Below are 17,998 nucleotides of genomic sequence, written 5' to 3'. Positions count from 1 at the left end.
TCGGGCATGTTTCCAGGGACGACGGACGCTTGTCAATCGATCCCGTCCGATGGGTTTCGGGGCGCGCCGGCAGTGAGATTCGCCGCGCCACGCCCGGTCGTCCTGATCTCCTAGAGACAACCCCGCCCTTCGCCTGGCAGGCTGCGTGCCATGACCCTGAAGCTGCGTTCCGCCGGGAGGAGCGACCGTGGGCTGATCCGCAGCGGCAACCAGGACGCGCTGCACGCCGGCACCTGGCTCGTCGCCGTCGCCGACGGCATGGGTGGCATGGCCGCGGGCGACCTGGCCAGCGCCATCGCCATCGGCGCGATGGCCCCGCTGGACGTGGCGACGCCCGAGGACGCGCTGGTCGCCGCGCTGCAGAACGGCATCCTGGTGGCCACCGACCGGATCCGCCAGGCGGTCGCGCAGGATCCGCAGCGGGAGGGGATGGGCACCACGCTGACCGCGCTGCTGTTCGCCCGGACCGGCAGCTGCCTGGCGCTGGCGCACGTGGGTGACTCGCGGGCGTACCTGTTCCGTGAGGGGGTGCTCAAGCAGATCACCCGCGACGACACCTTCGTGCAGTTGCTCGTCGACCAGGGCCTGATCACCCCCGACCAGGCCGGCAGCCACCCCCGGCGGGCGGTGGTCACGCAGGCGTTGCAGGGCGACGAGGTCAAGCCGACGTACGCCACGATGCTGCCCCGGGCCGGCGACCGGTGGCTGCTGTGCAGCGACGGGCTGTCCAACGTCGTACGCGCCGACACGCTGGCCGAGGTGCTGGCCGAGACCGTGGACCGGGACGCCTGCGCGGCGCGGCTGATCGACCTGGCGCTGCGGGCCGGCGCTCCGGACAACGTCACCGTGGTCGTCGCGGACGTGGTCGACGAGGACTGAACCGGTCACCGGCGGACGGATCCCCCCGGCCGTTCCCGGTGGGCTTACCAGGCCGAAGGCCGGGAATCCCAACTGCCCGTTCCGCGAGGTCGAGCAGGAGGCAGGTATGGCAGTCAGGACCGAGGCGCCGGTACGTACCGACCAGATTCGGCCGTTCACCGTGGAGATCCCGGAGGCCGAACTCGACGCGCTGCGCCGGCGCAGCGCGTCGACCCGTTGGCCGGACGGGGAGACCGTCGGCGACCAGTCGCAGGGCGTGCCAGGCTGACGAACACGGCGGTCTCCGCGTCGCGGCTCTACGCGGAGAACCCGCTCTCGTTCTTCGCCACCAAGGGCGTGAACGTGCCGGTCGCGGTCAGCGCCTTCCCCGACGAGCTGTACCAGGCCCCGCGGAGCTGGGTCGAGCGGGCGTACCCGAATCTCGTCTACTACCACCGGCTCGACCACGGCGGGCACTTCGCGGCCTGGGAACAGCCGGAGGTCTTCGCGCAGGAGCTGCGCGCCGGGTTCCGCTCCCTGCGCTGAGCCCGGTGCGCCGGCCACCCGTCGAGGTTGCTCGGCCGGGTGGCCGGCGCGGATCAGCAGGTGGGGACCGCGTCGAGGCCGCCGACGAAGGCGTGCCAGGCCGCCCGCGGGAACGCCAGGACCGGGCCGTGGCGGTCCTTGCTGTCCCGTACCGCGACGTGACCGTCGACGGTGGCGACCTCGACGCAGTTGCCGTTGCCCACACTGCGCGTACTGGTGCGCCACTCCGCTCGGGACAGGTCGAGCGCGGTCATCGCGATCCCTTCGTCGATACCGACCGTGACCGCGCAACAGCGGTCACGTTAAGTAGCGAGAAGCTTCTTTCAGGCGGACCAAGGATGCCGCCGGATCGAGCGCCAGGCGGCGCAGCCTCTCGTGCACCAGGCTATACGAGCGGACCTGCGAGACCTCTTCCAGTGCCAGGCCTGTCGTGAGATTTTCCAGGTAGACCACGGCCTCGTCGGCGGCGTCGGCGAACGTGAGGATGACGTAGGGCGAGTTCATCGCGGGATGCCCACCGGCGGCGAACGGAAGTACCTGGATCGTCACGTTCGGTAGCTGAGCCATGGTCTCCAGATAGGACAGTTGGTCGGCCGCGACGGCCCTGTTGCTGACGGGGCGTAACAACACCGCCTCGTTCAGCACCACCGACAACTCCGCCGGATCATCCCGGCGCAGCACGTCCTGCCGGCGCAGCCGGGCGGCCACCTTGCGGTCCACGTCCTCCTCGCCGGCGGTCAGCCGGTAGATCTCCCGGGCGTACGCCTCGGTCTGCAACAGGCCGGGTACCACCTCGGCCTCGTACGTGCGCAGGGTGGCGGCCTCGGCCTCCAGCCCGACGTAGAACTCGAACCACTCGGGCAGTACGTCGCTGTAGTGCTGCCACCAGCCACGTTGCTGGGCGCCCCGGGCGATCTCGATGAGCGCCTCGGCGTCGTTGCCGGTGACCTGGTACAGCGCCAGCGCGGCGCGTACGTCACGGGGCTTGATGCCGATCTGCGCGTTCTCGATGCGGGACAGGTTGCTTTTGGACATGTCCAGTTGGCGGGCGGCGACATCCAGCGTCATCCCGGCGCGTTCGCGCAACTGGCGAAGTTCCCGGGCGATGCGGCGGCGGCGGACGGTGGGGCTCGCGGTCACCCTCCGAGTCTGTCATGGGAAAAGGCGCAGGTCGCTTCAGCACGGAGTGCAACTGTCGAATACGGGAGTTGCATTGCAAGGGTGCGAGGTGCATTCTTTCCCGGGTTAGCGATCACAGTGGACACGGCGATCCTGGGAGGACAGTTGCTCATCGCCGACGAGTTCTTCCTGATCGCGCACAACGACACCCGGGGCAAGGCCAAGCTGCACCCGGCGGCCACCGGCCTCGGACTTGCCGGCGGCCTGCTCGGTGAGCTGGTCCTCTACGGGCACATCACGGTCGCCCAGGGCCAGGTGACCGTGCTCGACCGCCGGCCGCCGGCCGACGCGCTCGCGCACACCGTGCTGGACCAGCTGATCGGCGAGGCCCAGCACCAGGCGGTACGCACCTGGCTCAGCTTCCTCGCCCAGACCTCCGTGACCTCGGTGGGGGAGCGGCTGGCCCGAGCCGGCGTGCTGCGCCGGCAGGAGACCCGACGGCTGCTGCGCAGCAGCGTCAGCTACCTGCCGATCGACCTCAACGTGGCGGCCTGGCCGGCCACCCGACTGCGCGCGCTGCTGGATCGGGCCGAGTCGCCCAGCGTGCCCGACGCCCTGCTGCTCGGCCTGGTCGCCGCCGCCGGGCTGACCCGCGAGGTGCTCTGGAGCGCCGGTCCCCGGGCCCACCACCGGCTCAACCTGATCATTCCGGCGTTGCCCGCCCCGTTGAAGGAACTCGTGGCGCACACCGAGGCCGCCGTGGGCGCGGCGGTGCTGCGCGGCACTCCCTGAACCGGTACAACCCCTACCCCCTCCCTCAAACCGGAGCAGTCCATGTCCTCCACAGCGACAACCGAACGACCAAGCAACGTCTCCGAGGCGCTGGCCCGTGGCCGCCTCGGTGTCCCCTCGGTGGTCTTCTTCGTCCTCTCCGCGGCGGCGCCGCTGACCGTGGTCGCCGGTGTGGTGACCACCGGATACGGGGTCGTCGGCGTACTGGGCATCCCGCTGGCCTTCCTGACCGTCGCCGCCGTACTGGCGCTGTTCTCCGCCGGCTACGTCGCGATGGCCCGCCGGATGGCCAACGCCGGCGCCTTCTACGCGTACGTCTCGCGCGGCCTCGGTCGCCCGGCCGGGGTGGGCACCGCCTGGGTGGCGCTGCTCGCGTACAACGCCCTGCAGGTCGGGCTCTACGGCACCATCGGCGCGGCGGCGACGCCGGTGCTGGACCGGCTGTTCGGCATCACGCCACAGTGGTGGCTCGTGGCGCTGGTGGCCTGGGCGTTGGTGGGGCTGCTCGGCCTGCTGCGGGTCGACATCAACGGCATGGTGCTGGCGGCGCTGCTCTGCGCCGAGATCGCCGTCATCGTGGTGTTCGACCTCGGTCAGCTGAGCAACCCGGCGCCCGGCGGCGTCAGCTTCGCGGCGTTCTCACCGGACAACTTCTTCGTACCCGGGATCGGTGCGGTCCTGGTGTTGGCGATCCTCGGCTTCGTCGGCTTCGAGGCGTCGGTGGTGTTCAGCGAGGAGAGCAAGGATCCGCGGCGGACGGTGCCGATGGCCACGTACCTGTCCGTGGCGATCATCGCGGTGGTCTACGCGCTTTCCTCGTGGAGCATGACGGTCGCGGTGGGGCCGGAGCGCATCGTCGAGGAGGCCGGCACCCAGAGCGTCGAGTTGATCTTCAACCTGGCCGGGGCGCATCTGGGCGACACCGTGCTCACCATCGGGCAGGCGCTGTTCCTGACCTCCGTGATCGCGGCCATGATCTCGTTCCACAACACGACTGCACGCTACGCCTTCGCGTTGGGCCGGGAGCGGGTCCTGCCGGCGGTGTTCGGCCGCACCTCGCCGACCACCGGCGCGCCCCGGGCCGCCTCGCTGGCGCAGAGCGCGCTCGGCCTGGCGGTGATCGTGCTGTACGCGGTCAACGGCTGGGATCCGGTGCTCCAGCTGTTCTTCTGGCTGGGCACCAGCGGCGGTTTCGGTGTCCTGCTGCTGATCGCCACCACCGCGGTCGCGATCATCGTGTACTTCGCGCGCAGCGGTGAGCAGGAGACGCTCTGGCGGCGGTTGATCGCGCCGGGGATCGCCGCGGTCGCGCTGTTCGCGATCGTGGTGCTGGCCGTGCAGAACTTCGCCGACCTGCTCGGCGTGGAACCCGACTCGCCGCTGCGTTGGCTCTTCCCGGCGGCCTACCCGGTGGCGGCGCTGCTCGGCGCGCTGTGGGGCCTGGTGCTGCGGCGCAACCGACCGGAGACGTACGCCCGGATCGGGCTGGGCGCGGAGAGCGCCGCGGCGGTCGTGGTGCCCCCGTCGTCGGTCACCGAGTCGGCGCCGGAGGTGCCGCGGTGACGCCGCCGGAGATCGAACGGCTCGGCCCGGCGGACGCCCGGTGGGCGGCCGAGCGGATCGCCGAGGCGTTCCTGGTGCTGGACGCCACCCGGTGGCTGGTGCCCGACGAAGCCAAGCGGGAACCGGTGCTGGCCAGCCAGTTCGAGATCGTGGTCGAGCACGCCCTGCGGCACGGCCTGGTCTTCGCCACCGGGGACCGGGCTGGGGTGGCCGTCTGGCTGCCGTCGGTCGGCGACCCGCTACCCGCGCCGGCGGACTACGACGACCGGCTGGCCGCCGCGTGCGGCGAGTGGACGCCCCGATTCGTGCACCTCGACGAACTGTTCGCCGCCAACCATCCGCACGCCGACCACCACCACCTGGCGTTGCTGGCGGTCCGGCCGGACCGCCAGGGCCAGGGCGTCGGCAGCGCGTTGCTCCGGCAGCACCACGCCTGGCTGGACGCCAACGGCGTACCGGCCTACCTGGAAGCCAGCAGCGAGACCAGCCGGGATCTGTACGCCCGGCACGGCTATCAGGTCTCGGAGCCGTTCCGGCTACCGGACGGGACGCCGTTCTGGCCGATGTGGCGCGAGCCGGTCGCCGGCTGAGACGGGTCCGGACACGACGGTGGCCGGGCCCTGCGGCCCGGCCACCGTCGCCACCCCCTCCTAGTACGTTCCGTCGAGCTGCCCCCGCAGCTTCGTCAGTGCCCGGGCCAGCAGCCGGGAGACGTGCATCTGCGAGACACCGATCTGCTCGGCGATCTGCGACTGGGTCAGGTTGCCGTAGAAGCGCAGCGTGAGGATCTTCTGCTCGCGCTCGTCGAGCGTGGCCAGCGCCGGCCCGAGGGCCACCCGCAGCTCGGCCAGCTCGAACTCGCTGTCCTCGCCGCCGAGCATGTCGCCCAGCTCGGTCGCCCGGTCGCCGTCGCCGGTCGGGGTGGACAGCGACACCGCGTTGTACGCGCGGGCACCCTCCAGCCCCTCCAGCACCTCTTCCTCGGTGAGCTTGAGGTGGGCGGCGATGTCGGCCACCGTCGGCGAGCGGCCCAGCGTCTGCAACAGCGAGCTGTTGGCGTCCGAGATGGCCAGCCGCAGCTCCTGCAGGCGGCGGGGGACGCGGATGTCCCAGGTGCGGTCGCGGAAGTGCCGCTTGAGCTCTCCGATGATGGTGGGGATCGCATAGCCGGCGAAGTCGACGCCGCGGCTCGGGTCGAACTTGTCGATGGCCTTGATCAGCCCGACCGCCGCGGTCTGGGCGAGGTCGTCGGTGGGTTCGCCGCGACCGCTGTAGCGGTGGGCGAGGTGGTTCGCCAGCGGCAACCACGCCTCGATCGCCCGGTCACGCAGCGCGGCGCGGGACGGATGCCCGGCGGGCAGCGCGGCCATCGCGTTCAGTAGGTCGGTGGCGCTGTCGGTAAGCGCCCGCGGGTCGAGCTTCGGGGCCGCGGGCGCCGCGACGGTCGCCGGCTCGCTCATCGTTGACGCGGTCATGGTGGTCCTCCCTGCACCTCGTCCGCGGTGGAAGACGTGACGCTTTGGTTTAGGCGTTGTTAGTCCGTTCGGGAGTCACCATAGCCTGATGGTGCCGCCTAAATCTAGCCGAACGGACGATGTACTTAAGTGACTTAACATCAGATAACTGACAAATCGCTCGAAGGCTGTGGGTTTGGAGCGCCGAACGGTAGGGCGGAAGGGGGTCAACTGGCCGGTTCGTAGGGTTGCGCTTGGCCGGACGCCCCCCCGCCACCCCCGCCGGTCGGCTGCGGCGTACGACCCGACCGGCTGATGCGGGGCGCAGGTCATCGACGGAGTGTCACCTTTCAGTCCTTGTCCCGTAGACGGGACTGCCCGTAGCGTCATGACACACCCCTGTTCGGAGGCGCCGTGCTCGACTCTGCCGTTCCCCATCTCGTGGTGAACTGCCGCACGCTCTACTTCAGCTGGCTGCCGGCGGACCCGGACGCGGTGGCGGCGCTGGTCCCGTACGGGCTGCGGCCGCATCCGGACCGGCAGGTCTTCATGAACCAGTACGTCGTGGACGACGCCTCCCAGACCTCCGGGTTCGGCTCGTACTCACTTACCTACCTCGGGGTGACCCTGCTCGACGCGGACGCCCCCGACGGCGTCACCCCGGGGGGGTGGTGGACCCACTACGTGACCTCCAGCGCCCGGGTGCGCGGCTACGCCCTGGCCCGTGGGGCCCCCGCCCTGCCCGGCGACACCACGATCGCGGTCGACGGGGACCAGGTGGTCGCCGAAACCGACATCGACGGCGTGCCGATGATCCGGGCGCAGGTGCGCGTCGGGGAGAGCGGACGCCACATGCACAACGGCCACCACCGTTACCTGACCGCCCTCGACGGCCAACTGGTCAGCAGCATCTACCCGGTGGTGGCCGAGCCGGTGAACTCGTTCGAGATCGAGTCGGTGGAGTTCCTGGAGCCCGACCACCCGGTGTACGCGCTGCGACCGGAGAACCCGCTCACCATCGCCTGGGGCTATTACTCGCCACGCTCGTCCTTCGCCTACCCGGGCGGGTTGACCGTGCTGGGTGAACTGGAGGCGTCCCCGCTACCTCGCTGACCGGGTTCCGCCCGGGCCGCGTTCTGCCCGGCAGATCACAGGATCGGCGAGGTTTCGGCCGACGCTGAGGGGTAACCCACTGCCGGATCGGCAACCTACCCCTTCAGCGAGGAGGCCTCACCATGCCCGGCGAGACGACGAGCGCCGTGACCGAGCACCGCGAGCAGGCGGTGGAGAGCGAGCGGGGTGCGCTGTTGGCCGTACTGGTGATGGTCCTGCTGGGTGTGGCCGGCATCTTCGCGGTGTCCTGACCCGTCGAGCGGGCGCCCCGGTCGCACCGGGGCGCCCGCTCGGGCATGGTCGCCGTCGATCAGGGGCGGTCGCCCTGGCCGTCGGTGTGCGGCACCCGCTCCGCCGGGATGACCCCGAGCCGACCGGCCTGGTAGTCCTCGAAGGCCTGGATCAGCTCGTCGCGGCTGTTCATCACGAACGGGCCGTACTGCGCCACCGGCTCGCGGATCGGCTGCCCGCCCATGATGTAGAGGTCCAGCGCCGGGGTGCGGCTGTCCTGTCGGGCGTTGGCCCGGAAACGCAGGGCGTCGCCCGGACCGTGTACGGCGAGTTGTCCGGTCTTGACGCCACGGCCGTTCGAGCCGACCGTGCCGCGACCGCCCAGCACGTAGACCAGGGCGTTGAAGTCGGGACGCCAGGGCAGGTCGACCTGCGCGCCGGGCTGCACGGTCACGTGGGTGACCGTGATCGGGGTGTACGTCGAGCCCGGCCCCGAGTGCCCGGCGATCTCACCGGCGATCACCCGGACCAGCGCGCCACCGTCCGGGGTGGTGAGCAGCGCCGCCTGGTTGCCCCGGATGTCCTGGTACTTCGGTGGGGTCATCTTGGCCACCTTCGGCAGGTTGACCCAGAGCTGCGTGCCGTGGAACAGCCCACCGCTGACCACCAGGTGCTCCGGCGGCGCCTCGATGTGCAGCAGGCCACTGCCGGCGGTCATCCACTGGGTGTCGCCGTTGGTGATGGTGCCGCCGCCACCATGGCTGTCCTGGTGGTCGAAGATCCCGTCGATGATGTACGTGACGGTCTCGAAGCCCCGGTGCGGGTGCCAGCTGGTGCCCTTCGGCTCACCCGGCGCGTAGTCCACCTCGCCCATCTGGTCGAGGTGGAGGAAGGGGTCGAGTTCAGTGGTCGGCACCCCGGCGAAGGCCCGGCGCACCGGGAAGCCCTCGCCCTCGAAGCCGGACGGCGCGGTGGTCAGCCGCCGGACCGGCCGGATGACTGTGGTGGACTCGTCCAGCTTGGGCAGTCGGGGTAGGACGAGGACGTTGTCGACGGTGATGGCGGGCATCGCAAGCTCCTTCAACTGTTGCTCAGGGTGGCGTCGACGGTTCCCTGCAGCCGCCGGCCGAGTCGGGTGAAGATCCTGGTCAGGCAGGCGATCTCGGCGTCGTCGAGGTCGTCCATCAGCTGGGTGCGTACCGAGTGCAGGTGGTGCGGGGCGGCCTCGCGCAGGGCCATCAGCCCGGCGGCGGTGAGCACCGCCTCGCTGCCCCGGCCGTCCTGCGGACAGGGCTGCCGGGCCACCAGGCCACGCCGCTGCATCGACGAGACCTGGTACGTCAGCCGGCTGGGTGAGAAGACCAGCCGGTCGGCCAGCTCGCCCATCCGCAGCCGTTGCCCTGGTGCCTCGGAGAGCAGCACCAGGACGTGGTAGTCGGCGAAGCTCAGCCCGCTGGCGGCCCGAAGGTCGTCCTCCAGCCGGGTGAACAATCGCTGGCTGGCCTCGATGTACGCCCGCCAGGCGGTCAGGCGGGCGTGGTCCAGGCTCTCGGTCATGGCCCCACCGTAGCACAGTATTAAAAATTTGAACAACTGCTCCGGATGTCGGCCGCATCGGCAGTAACAGCGCCGGTCAGCTTCGGTGATGAAGGTTTGAACTAGTTTCCTGGGAGGGGAGTCCGGGCAGGGCTACCGCGCGGCTGCGGCCGGTGTGCCAGACTGCCCCGCGTGGAACTGACCGGCCCGGGCCTGCTGTTGCGTGGGTGGCGTGACGCCGACGCCCCCGCCGCGCTCGACGCCTTCGGCGACCCCGCCATCGCCCTGTGGAACCCGCAGGGCGAGGGTCTCGACCTGGCCGCCGCCCGGCGCTGGGTGCGGCGGCGCGCCGACTGGTCGGCCGGCGACCACGTCTGCCTGGCCATCGCCGATCCGGACGACCCGGCGGCGCTGCTCGGCTCGGTGTCGCTGCACCGCATCCACCAGGGCGACGCCTCGATCGGGTACTGGACGGTGCCCGCGGCGCGTGGCCGCGGGCTCGCCTCGGCGGCGGTCAGCCGGCTCACCGCGTGGGCCTTCGCCGACCTCGGGATCGAACGGATCGAGCTGTGCCACGCGGTGGCCAACGTGGCTTCCTGCCGGGTCGCGCAGCGGGCCGGCTACCCGGCCGAGGGCACCCTGCGACAGTCACACCGGTACGGCGACGGGCGCCGCCACGACGAACACCTGCACGCCCGCCTGGCCACCGACTGACCGCGCGGTGGCCGGGCGGGTCGCGTCGGGTCGGCCGCTGGGCACGGGCCGACGGGGGAAGCCGCCGGCCATCGGCCGACGGCTTCCCGTCCGGACGCGGGGCTGCCCCCGCGTCGGTCGCTCAGCCCGCGGTCTGCGGCGTACGGCCGCCCAGGTGCAGCCGGCCCAGCAGTTGTCGGGCCTGGTCGGCCGCGTCCGCCTCGACCGTCACCGCGTACTGGTTGGCGCGCAGCGAACTGGCGGAGGTGAAGTCCCGCTGGCCGCCCGTCATGGCGTGCGCCACCGCGCCGAACACCGCGCCCCAGATGGCGCCGATGACCAGCCCGGCCAGGATCACCGCGATCCAGTTGCCGATGGTGAAGATGCCGAACAGCAGCCCGATGAACAGTCCGAACCAGGCGCCCGTACCGGCACCGATCAGCGTCGCGCGACCGGTGGTCAGCCGGCCCAACACGGTCTCCACCAGGGTCAGGTCGGTACCGATGATGGCGGTACGTTCCACCGGGAACCGGTTGTCGGCCAGATAGTCCACCACCCGCTGGGCGGACGGATAGTCCGGGTACGCGCCGAGCGTCACGGTGGGCGCACCGACCGGTGGGCCGTGCCCGTCACCGCTGGGGGCCGCGGTGCGGCCACCCGGGCCCGATGGAAGGGTGCCGCCGCCGGTCACACCGGGCTGCCATGCCGAGGGACTCGACTGTGTGCTCATGGGTCTCCTCCTTCGTCGGCTTTCGCGTTCCCGTCCGCGGCCAGCGGTAACGCGGCCGGGCCGGCCGACCGGGCGGCGAACGGTGCGACGGTGGGCCACGAAGGGGCCCACCGGCGCGGATCGGACGATCAGGCGCAGGCGGTGCCGTTGAGCGCGAAACCGCCGGGCGCGGGCAGGCTGCTGCCGCTGAAGGTGCCCTGGAAGCCGGTGCTCAGCGTGCCGCCGCTGGGCAGGCTGCCGTTCCAGTCGGCGTTGCGGACCTCGATCCGGTCACCGGACTGGCTCCACACGCCGTTCCAGCCGTTGGTCAGCCGCACCCCGGAGCCGGGGTTGAAGGTGAGCGTCCAACTGTTGACCGCCGCACCGCGGTTGGTCACCCGGATCTCGGCGGTGAAGCCACCGGTCCACGCGTTCGGGGTGAACGTCACCGCGCAACCCCCGCCGGGCGGGTTGGTCGTCGGCGGCGTGGTGGTGGGTGGGGTGGTGGTGGGTGGGGTGGTGGTCGGCGGCGCGGTGGTCGGTCCGGCCGCGAGGGCCATGTCGTACGCCCGCTGCGGCACGAACTGGCCCGCCGCGGCGATGCAGCCGTCCGCCTCGCCGGGCAGCTTCACCCAGAGGAACGCGTCGATGGCGGAGTCACCGGTGGCGGTGGTGCTCGGCGTGCCGATCGCCCGTCCCGGCGGGTCGCACCACTCGGCACCGGCGGGACCGTTGCCGTTGCGGCTGGTGTCGATGACCGCCTTCAGGCGGGAGATGCCGGTGGCCGCGATGATCTGCTTGGCGTACGACACCTCGTCGGCGGTACGCCGGTAGTTCGACACGTTCACCGAGATGCCGTCGGCGCTGTTGGCGATGTCGGCGGCGGTCAGCCGGGCGGCGGCCTCAGCGGGGGCGAGCCAGCCCCCGTGGCCGATGTCGTAGTAGACCTTCGCCGACGACGAGCCGGCCTTGAGCGCCTTGCCGGCGTACGCCATCGAGGCCCGCACCTCGGCCTGCTGGCTGGCGTTCATGCAGCTGGTCATGATCGGGAGCACGTCGGGCTCCAGGATGATGGTGGCCGGGCGACCACCCAGCCCGGCCGCGACCTGGTCGACCCACTGTCGGTAGGCGGCGTGGCTGGGCGCGCCGCCCGCGCTGTGGTTGCTGCAGTCCCGATTCGGGATGTTGTAGACCACGATGATCGGCACCTTGCCGGCGGCGGCCGCCGCGCTGGTCAGCGCGTTGATCTCGCCGCGTACGGTCGAGGTGTTGGTGGTGGTGAACCAGCGGCCCTGTGGGACGTTGGCGATCCGGTCCCGGATCACGGCGGCCCGTGGGTCGTTGGGGTTGGCCGCCACCCAGCGCGCGGCGCTGGTCTCCGGGTCGACGTAGAAGGTCGAGTCCGCGGCGGCGGCGGGTGCCGGTTGCAGCGCGCCCAGCCCGACGGTGGCGGCGACGGTGAGCGCGGTCGCCGCCACGCCGACCACAGCGAACATGCTTCGGGTTCTCATGGTCCACTCCTCAGTTGCATAGACATACTTCCGTGGAAGCGCTCCCATATGTCGGCCAAGGTACGGGCTCGTTGCCGAGTTGTGAAGACTTTCCGGAAGGCGCGCCGGTCGGACGGCCCGGTCCGCAGCGGCTTCGGGACCACGGCGACCGCGGGCGCGACGCCTAAGATCACCGGGTGACTCTGGACCGGGCGGGTGTGGTGGTGGTCGGCGGCGGCATCGCCGGGGTGGCGTGCGCGCGGGAGTTGTGGCGGGCGGGCGTACCGGTGGAGATCCGGGAACGTGGCCGGGTGGCCGGCGGCCGGCTGGCCAGCAAACGCTTCGACGGCCGCCCCGCCGACCTGGGCGCCGCCTACCTGACCGTGAGCGATCCGGACTTCGCCGAGGTGGTGGGCGAGTGGCAGGCCGCAGGACTGGCCCGGGAGTGGACCGACACCTTCGTCGCGTACGGCGTCGACGGCCGCACCGACGCGCCCGGGCCGATGCGCTGGGCCGCGCCACGCGGGCTGCGTTCCCTGGTCGAGCACCTGGCCCGCGACCTGCCGGTGACGGTGAACCGGCTGGTGCTCGGGGTCGAGCCGGGCCCGGCGGTCGACGGGCGCGAGTGTCGGGCGGCGGTCCTGGCGATGCCCGGCCCGCAGGCCGCACTGCTGCTCGATCCGGCGCTGACCGCCGCCACCGAGGTGGTGCGGCGGCAACGGTGGTCACCGACGCTGGCGGCGGTGCTGCGCTTCCCGGCCCGCCGCTGGACGGCCTTCCGTGGCGCCTTCGTCAACGACCACCCGGTGCTGCGTCTGGTCTGCGACGACGGGGACCGACGCGGCGACGACGCCCCGGTGCTGGTCGCGCACAGCACGCCGGAGTTCGCCGCCGGGCACCTCGCCCAGCCCACCGCCGCCGCTCCGGCCGTCGAGGCGGCCGTACGCGACCTGCTCGCCCTGCCCGAGCCGGCCACCCACGTGCACGTGCACCGCTGGACGTACGCCACCCCCACCGTCGGCTTCACCGCCGGGTTCCACCTCGACGACGACGGGATCGGGCTGGCCGGCGACGCGTTCGGTGAGCCGCGGGTGCAGACCGCCTGGCGCTCCGGCCGTGACCTCGGTCGGGCCCTGGCCCACCGCCTGGCCTGACTCCCGGAACGGGGGAGCCCGCCGGGGGTCCGCCCGGTCGGCGTTACTCCGGCGGAGTGAGGATCTCGAACCAGACCGTCGAACCGCGCACGGTCGGGTCGGTGCCCCAGGCGTCGCTCAGCTCTTCGATCAGGCCCAACCCGCGGCCCCGGCTGCTCAGCGTGTCGGTGCGGGCCCGGGTGACCGTGCCGCGCGAACCCGAGTCGGCCACCGACACGAGCAGCCGTTCCGGGCTCAGGTCGATCTCCACCCGGGCCGCCGTCCCGGCGTGCAGCAGCGCGTTGGTGGTCAGCTCGCTGGTGCACAACACCGCCGCGCCGATCACCGACTCGGCCACCCGCCACTCGGTGAGCTGGGCGGTCAGCCAGTGTCGGACCCGGCTCGGCGCGGTCGGCTCGGCCGGCACCTCCATCCGGGCCGATCGGCTCGGTCGTAGCGCGTACTCGACGGCCAGCACGGCCACGTCGTCCTCGGTGGCACCGGGCACCGCGGCGGTGGCGGCGGCGCACAACGCCCGTGGGTCGCCGCTGTGCGCGGCGGCCACCGACTCCGCCAGGCGGGCCAGGCCGTGCGACAGCCCTTGCCGTCGGCGTTCCACCACGCCGTCACTGAACAGCAGCAACGTGTCCCCGGGCGGGAACGCCACGGTGCTGGTGGCGGGGCGGTAGCCGACGCCCAACGGCGCGCCGGCCGGCACCTGGAGATACTCGGCTCTCGGCTCACCCGCCGACGAGCAGCGGCGGATCAACGGTGCCGGGTGTCCGGCGCTGGCCAGGGTGACCCGTTCCCGGTCGACGTCGATGACGCCGAAGACCACGGTGGCGAACAGCTCGTACGTGCCGGCCTCGGCGCCCAGGCTGCTGACCAGGTGGTCGAGCCCAGCGAGGACGTGGTCGGGTCGGGGATCGTTGAGGGCCAGCGCACGCAGCGCGGCACGGACCTGGCCCATCCGGGCAGCGGCCTGCACGTCGTGTCCGGCGACGTCACCGAGCACCACACCCAGCTCGCCGGTGGGCAGCACGAACGCGTCGTAGAAGTCGCCGCCGGCCGCGTTGCCGTCGACACCCGGATCGTAGCGGGCGGCGATGCGCAGCCGGGGCAGCCCCGGCAGGTTCTCCGGCAACATGCTGCGCTGCAGCAGTTGGGCGGTGCCGTGCTGGGTCTCGAAGCGACGGGCCCGCTCGGCGGCCTGCCCGACCAACTCGGCCGAGGCGGACAGCAACGCCCGTTCCGGCGCGGACCAGGCGTGCGCGGACCGGTAGCCGACGGTCAGGGCGCCCCGGACCGCGGAGGCCCGCAGCGGCACCGCCGCCAGGGCGCGGATCTTCTCGTCGTGCCGGTCCGCGGCGACGTCGCGCAGCGGCTGCCCGTCGTCGGTGTAGCTGGCCCGTCCGCTGCCGGCGCTGCGTACTGCCGGTGCCGCCCAGTCGGCCGGCCCGCGCCGCCACAGCGGCGGCAGCCGCTCGTCGGCCTCGTCCACCAGTTCGCCCCGGATCCGCCGCACCATCCGCCAGCCGCCGGTGCTGCCGCCGTCGTCGACGGTGAAGGTGACCCGGTCGGCGTCGAACGCGGTGAGCGCGTAGCGCAGCGCGACCCGCGCCACGTCGTCCAGGGTGAGGGTGCCGGACAGCGCCGCGGCGAACTCGCTGAGCTCCTGCAACTGCCGGGTGGCCGGGCTGGTCTCGGCGACCACGGAGAGCACCCCGCAGATGTCGCCCCGGCTGTCCCGGACCGCCGAACAGGCCCGCAGGTAGACCGCCTGGTCCAGCTCGCCGGCCGGACCCAACGGCAACGCGACCTGCCGCTCCAGGTAAGGCTCACCGGTGCGGTAGGTGTGCTCGACGACGTCACCGACCCCAGAGGTCTGCCAGACCTCGGCGAAGACCTCGGCGGCGGGCTGCCCGACGGCGCGCGGATGGCGGTCGCCGATCAGTTCGGCATAGGCGTCGTTGTAGATCAGCAACAGCTCGTCGCCGAGGTGCAGGGCCATCGGCGCGGGCGAGGCGAGGACGATCTCGACGGCCGCCCGGACCGCCACGTCCCAGGACTCCCGCGGGCCCAACCGCGTACCGTGCCACTCGTCCGGCCCGCCCACACCCGCGGTCCCCGGCGCCCGTGCGCCCGGGACGGGGCCTGCTGGCGTGGGGACTCGGCCGACCGTTCCTGGCATGACAGCAGCCTAGTCCGACCCTTCGATCGGTGTTTTAGATCATGCGTCCGGTCGATCGTTTGGCCCGATAAAGCCAGGTCAGATGGGCTCTGTAGTGATCTGTCGAGAAAAACGAAGGGGCCGGCGCGGCGTGTGACCGGGTCGAAGGGGTATGCGCGCCGGGCAGACCATGCGACAGGAGGGACATCATGCCGGAAACCCTCGCGGCCAGGCAGGTCGACATTGGTACCGCCGTGGCCGACATGTGGAGGTCGGTGCTGCTGTTCGTACCAAGGGCCATCGCGTTCATCGCGATCCTGGTGGTCGGATGGCTCATCGCCAGAGCCGTGCTCAAGATCGTCGATGCGGCACTGGAACGGGTGGGGTTCGACCGAGCGGTCGAACGGGGCGGTATCAAACGCGCGTTGGAACGAACCAGGTACGACGCCAGTGACATCCTGGCGAGGCTGGCGTACTACGCCGTGCTGCTGTTCACGCTGCAGTTCGCGTTCGGCGTCTGGGGGCCCAACGCGATCAGCAACCTGATCGCGGGCGTGGTGTCCTGGCTGCCGCGCGCGTTCGTCGCGATCGTCATCGTGGTGATCGCCTTCGCGATCGCCAACGCCGTACGGGACATCGTCAGCGGTGCGCTGGGCGGGCTGTCGTACGGCAAGGTCCTGGCCGATCTGGCGGCGGTCTTCGTCATCGCGCTGGGTGTGATCGCGGCGCTGAACCAGGTGGGCATCGCCACCACCGTGACCACGCCGGTACTGATCGCGGTGCTCGCCACGGTGGCCGGCATCCTGATCGTCGGCGTCGGCGGTGGTCTGGTCCGCCCGATGCAGAACCGCTGGGAAGGCTGGCTGAACCGGATCGCCGAGGAGTCGCGGGCCGTGCGTGAGCAGCGGCAGGGCGCCGAGGCCGGTCGCGGTGACATGCAGCGGCAGATGGCCGACCGGGCCGGCGCGGAGCGCGGTCAGGCGATGGCCGGTGGCCGCGGTACGTACCAGTCCGGCACCGCCGGTGACGAGACCCAGCAGTTCCGTCCGTGAGGTCGGCACCGACCGGGTCGGGGAGAGAACGGGTGTCCGCCGTCGGCGGGCACCCGTTCCACGTCACAGCGGCGGTGGCTGCGGGGCCGGCGTGTCCAGGGTCGCGGTGAGCGCGCAGACCGCGAGCAGTCGGACCAGCACCCAGTCCGCCTCCGACCAGTCCAGCGGGGCGGCCGGCGGTTGCCAGCCGTGCTCAGCGGCAGCGGAGCGGATCCCCTCGGCGTAGCCGGCGAGGGCCGCCGCGCTCAGCGGCCGCTGCCCGACCCGCAGGCTGTCCCGTACCGCGGCGGCATGCTGGTCGACCGCGGCGAGCAGGCCCGGCAGGTCGGCGGCGGCGGCGAGCCCGTCCAGGCCGACGGCGTTGGCGAGCGCCACCAGCGTGGTTCGCGTCGAGTCGACGGCGGTGGCGGTGGGGACCTGGTTCGGCGGCACGCGCATGGGGAACGAATCTAGTCCAACCGGTATCGCCCGTGACCTCGGCCGCACGGTTGGCCGGGGGATCCACCGCCGGGTGGCCGAGGACTGACCGAGCGGACCGAGTCGGTGCGGACCGGGCAGGCGGGAACCGCCGGAGCCGGCACGGCCGGTACAGGGAGGCACGAATGGACACCACGGACGGCCCCGACGAGCGGCACCGGCGACCCCCCGGGGTGACCGACGACACGGTGGCGGCGCTCGGCAAGCTCAGCGAGGCGCTGGAGTGCGTGGAGCGGGCCCGCGGCCAGCTCTACTCGCTGCACCAGCTGATCGGCCACGCCGACCTGATGCTCGACGACGCGGTGCGGATGTTCCGGGCCGCGGGACACGAAGCCATCGCCGACCGCATCGCCGACGAACTGGTCGGGCGCAACGTCATCGCCGGTCGCTGGACGTTCCAGATCGTGGAGGACTTCGACGACGGGTACTACGCGCTCTTCCGGGAGCTCGACCGGGTGGCCCGTACCGACCTGGTGGGCGGTCGGCGTCACCTCTACGAGGCGGAGATGAAGGAACGGCGCCGGAGCCGGGGCCGGCCCGGGCACGAGGCCCGCCCGGGCGGGCCGCTGTGAGCTGCGGCGTCCTCAGTCCGAGGAGCGGGCGTCGGCGGGGCGCCGCCGAGCGGCGTCGTCAGCGATGATCACCGTGGCGACCATCAGCGCGACGCAGAGGCTGAACAGCCAGGAGCTGTCCTCGACCAGCCTGGCGGAGACGGGTGCCTGGACGGCGGCGAGGAGGAAGCCAAGCCATGCCAGGCGGCGCTGACGCGTGGTGAGGAAGCCGGAGCCCTGATGCATTCCGAAAGTCTTGCGCGCGCTGCGGGCATTGCCGTCAGCCGAACGGCCGATTCTGGCTGACCTGTCCGAATTCCTGGCTGTTCGGGCGCTACCGGCCCACCCTCCGTCCGGATGGTGGGAAGCGTCGGTCCGGTGCGGGGACGACGAGTCGGCCCGCCGAGGGCCGGGTGCGGGCCGTGCCGGTCTAGCTTAGCTAGCCGACGACGCAGTTCGGCTGGCCGGAGGCAGACCCGCGGGTAGGCGTGATTTCACCCTGAAATTTTGA

Annotated in this window: 22 protein-coding genes; 12 read left to right on the top strand and 10 right to left on the bottom strand. The window is 71.9% G+C overall.

The window, feature by feature from the left end; genetic code table 11:
* Positions 1–150: 150 nt before the first annotated feature.
* The 3 genes from D2L64_RS07220 (at position 151) to D2L64_RS07215 (ending at position 1,404) form a co-directional block, all read left to right on the top strand.
* On the top strand, positions 151–879 hold the full coding sequence (locus D2L64_RS07220; protein ID WP_119573939.1) for a PP2C family protein-serine/threonine phosphatase: 729 nt from the start codon (positions 151–153) through the stop codon (positions 877–879).
* A 106-nt stretch (positions 880–985) separates the two neighbouring features.
* The gene (locus tag D2L64_RS27220) at positions 986–1,147 is read left to right on the top strand and encodes an epoxide hydrolase N-terminal domain-containing protein (protein WP_158603468.1); all 162 of its coding nucleotides are present in this window, start codon (positions 986–988) and stop codon (positions 1,145–1,147) included.
* A 68-nt stretch (positions 1,148–1,215) separates the two neighbouring features.
* Entirely contained in the window at positions 1,216–1,404 is a 189-nt protein-coding gene (locus D2L64_RS07215) for a hypothetical protein (protein ID WP_233558823.1), read from the top strand.
* Positions 1,405–1,457: 53 nt separating this feature from the next.
* Here the strand turns inward: D2L64_RS07215 and D2L64_RS07210 are convergent, their stop codons facing one another.
* Both D2L64_RS07210 and D2L64_RS07205 read right to left on the bottom strand, forming a co-directional pair.
* Positions 1,458–1,658, bottom strand: coding sequence for a DUF397 domain-containing protein (locus D2L64_RS07210; RefSeq protein WP_119573938.1), 201 nt, complete (start codon positions 1,656–1,658; stop codon positions 1,458–1,460).
* Positions 1,659–1,701: 43 nt separating this feature from the next.
* Complete coding sequence (locus D2L64_RS07205) at positions 1,702–2,544, bottom strand: helix-turn-helix domain-containing protein (RefSeq protein ID WP_119573937.1); 843 nt, start codon at positions 2,542–2,544, stop codon at positions 1,702–1,704.
* A 144-nt stretch (positions 2,545–2,688) separates the two neighbouring features.
* Here D2L64_RS07205 and D2L64_RS07200 point away from each other — a divergent pair, with 144 nt between their 5' ends.
* Genes D2L64_RS07200 through D2L64_RS07190 form a run of 3 tightly spaced genes read left to right on the top strand, consistent with a single transcriptional unit; the run spans position 2,689 to position 5,468 of the window.
* Positions 2,689–3,315: a GOLPH3/VPS74 family protein gene (locus tag D2L64_RS07200; protein ID WP_407663061.1), complete on the top strand. Its 627-nt coding sequence runs from the start codon at positions 2,689–2,691 to the stop codon at positions 3,313–3,315.
* Positions 3,316–3,357: 42 nt separating this feature from the next.
* Entirely contained in the window at positions 3,358–4,878 is a 1,521-nt protein-coding gene (locus D2L64_RS07195; RefSeq protein ID WP_119573936.1) for an APC family permease, read from the top strand.
* Entirely contained in the window at positions 4,875–5,468 is a 594-nt protein-coding gene (locus D2L64_RS07190) for a GNAT family N-acetyltransferase (RefSeq protein ID WP_119573935.1), read from the top strand. Before D2L64_RS07195 ends, D2L64_RS07190 begins: the two co-directional genes overlap by 4 nt.
* A gap of 60 nt (positions 5,469–5,528) precedes the next feature.
* On the opposite strand, the gene D2L64_RS07185 is transcribed toward D2L64_RS07190, so the two are convergent.
* Positions 5,529–6,353: a SigB/SigF/SigG family RNA polymerase sigma factor gene (locus D2L64_RS07185; RefSeq protein WP_119573934.1), complete on the bottom strand. Its 825-nt coding sequence runs from the start codon at positions 6,351–6,353 to the stop codon at positions 5,529–5,531.
* Between the two features lie 378 nt (positions 6,354–6,731).
* Here D2L64_RS07185 and D2L64_RS07180 point away from each other — a divergent pair, with 378 nt between their 5' ends.
* Together D2L64_RS07180 and D2L64_RS28230 are read left to right on the top strand one after the other, a co-directional pair.
* Positions 6,732–7,445, top strand: coding sequence for an acetoacetate decarboxylase family protein (locus D2L64_RS07180; RefSeq protein WP_119573933.1), 714 nt, complete (start codon positions 6,732–6,734; stop codon positions 7,443–7,445).
* A 122-nt stretch (positions 7,446–7,567) separates the two neighbouring features.
* A complete protein-coding gene (locus D2L64_RS28230) occupies positions 7,568–7,696 on the top strand; it encodes a hypothetical protein (RefSeq protein WP_267898660.1) in 129 nt (42 codons plus the stop codon).
* 59 nt (positions 7,697–7,755) lie between these two features.
* Here the strand turns inward: D2L64_RS28230 and D2L64_RS07175 are convergent, their stop codons facing one another.
* Together D2L64_RS07175 and D2L64_RS07170 are read right to left on the bottom strand one after the other, a co-directional pair.
* Positions 7,756–8,745: a pirin family protein gene (locus tag D2L64_RS07175; RefSeq protein ID WP_119573932.1), complete on the bottom strand. Its 990-nt coding sequence runs from the start codon at positions 8,743–8,745 to the stop codon at positions 7,756–7,758.
* A gap of 11 nt (positions 8,746–8,756) precedes the next feature.
* Positions 8,757–9,233 (bottom strand): MarR family winged helix-turn-helix transcriptional regulator, encoded by a 477-nt coding sequence (locus tag D2L64_RS07170; protein WP_119573931.1) that lies wholly within the window; start codon positions 9,231–9,233, stop codon positions 8,757–8,759.
* 171 nt (positions 9,234–9,404) lie between these two features.
* Between D2L64_RS07170 and D2L64_RS07165 the strand changes: the two genes are divergently transcribed.
* Positions 9,405–9,926 (top strand): GNAT family N-acetyltransferase, encoded by a 522-nt coding sequence (locus D2L64_RS07165; RefSeq protein ID WP_233558821.1) that lies wholly within the window; start codon positions 9,405–9,407, stop codon positions 9,924–9,926.
* 121 nt (positions 9,927–10,047) lie between these two features.
* Here the strand turns inward: D2L64_RS07165 and D2L64_RS07160 are convergent, their stop codons facing one another.
* Together D2L64_RS07160 and D2L64_RS07155 are read right to left on the bottom strand one after the other, a co-directional pair.
* Positions 10,048–10,635 carry a general stress protein gene (locus D2L64_RS07160; protein WP_119573929.1) on the bottom strand — a complete coding sequence of 196 codons (588 nt, stop codon included), beginning with the start codon at positions 10,633–10,635 and terminating at the stop codon, positions 10,048–10,050.
* Positions 10,636–10,763: 128 nt separating this feature from the next.
* Positions 10,764–12,125, bottom strand: coding sequence for a glycoside hydrolase family 6 protein (locus D2L64_RS07155; protein WP_119573928.1), 1,362 nt, complete (start codon positions 12,123–12,125; stop codon positions 10,764–10,766).
* A 197-nt stretch (positions 12,126–12,322) separates the two neighbouring features.
* On the opposite strand from D2L64_RS07155, the gene D2L64_RS07150 reads away from it, so the two are divergent.
* Positions 12,323–13,258: an NAD(P)/FAD-dependent oxidoreductase gene (locus tag D2L64_RS07150; RefSeq protein WP_119573927.1), complete on the top strand. Its 936-nt coding sequence runs from the start codon at positions 12,323–12,325 to the stop codon at positions 13,256–13,258.
* Between the two features lie 43 nt (positions 13,259–13,301).
* Here the strand turns inward: D2L64_RS07150 and D2L64_RS07145 are convergent, their stop codons facing one another.
* Entirely contained in the window at positions 13,302–15,428 is a 2,127-nt protein-coding gene (locus D2L64_RS07145) for an ATP-binding SpoIIE family protein phosphatase (RefSeq protein WP_119573926.1), read from the bottom strand.
* Positions 15,429–15,616: 188 nt separating this feature from the next.
* Here D2L64_RS07145 and D2L64_RS07140 point away from each other — a divergent pair, with 188 nt between their 5' ends.
* On the top strand, positions 15,617–16,459 hold the full coding sequence (locus D2L64_RS07140; RefSeq protein ID WP_119573925.1) for a mechanosensitive ion channel family protein: 843 nt from the start codon (positions 15,617–15,619) through the stop codon (positions 16,457–16,459).
* 63 nt (positions 16,460–16,522) lie between these two features.
* On the opposite strand, the gene D2L64_RS07135 is transcribed toward D2L64_RS07140, so the two are convergent.
* On the bottom strand, positions 16,523–16,897 hold the full coding sequence (locus tag D2L64_RS07135; RefSeq protein WP_119573924.1) for a DUF6401 family natural product biosynthesis protein: 375 nt from the start codon (positions 16,895–16,897) through the stop codon (positions 16,523–16,525).
* A gap of 164 nt (positions 16,898–17,061) precedes the next feature.
* Here D2L64_RS07135 and D2L64_RS07130 point away from each other — a divergent pair, with 164 nt between their 5' ends.
* Complete coding sequence (locus D2L64_RS07130) at positions 17,062–17,508, top strand: hypothetical protein (RefSeq protein ID WP_119573923.1); 447 nt, start codon at positions 17,062–17,064, stop codon at positions 17,506–17,508.
* A 12-nt stretch (positions 17,509–17,520) separates the two neighbouring features.
* Here the strand turns inward: D2L64_RS07130 and D2L64_RS07125 are convergent, their stop codons facing one another.
* A complete protein-coding gene (locus tag D2L64_RS07125; RefSeq protein ID WP_119573922.1) occupies positions 17,521–17,733 on the bottom strand; it encodes a hypothetical protein in 213 nt (70 codons plus the stop codon).
* Between the last annotated feature and the right edge of the window lie 265 nt (positions 17,734–17,998).

It is taken from the genome of Micromonospora radicis (genome assembly GCF_003583405.1).
GTDB lineage: Bacteria > Actinomycetota > Actinomycetes > Mycobacteriales > Micromonosporaceae > Micromonospora > Micromonospora radicis.
The sequence above is the reverse complement of the archived record's forward strand: the minus strand, read 5'-3'. Positions and strand labels throughout refer to the sequence as shown.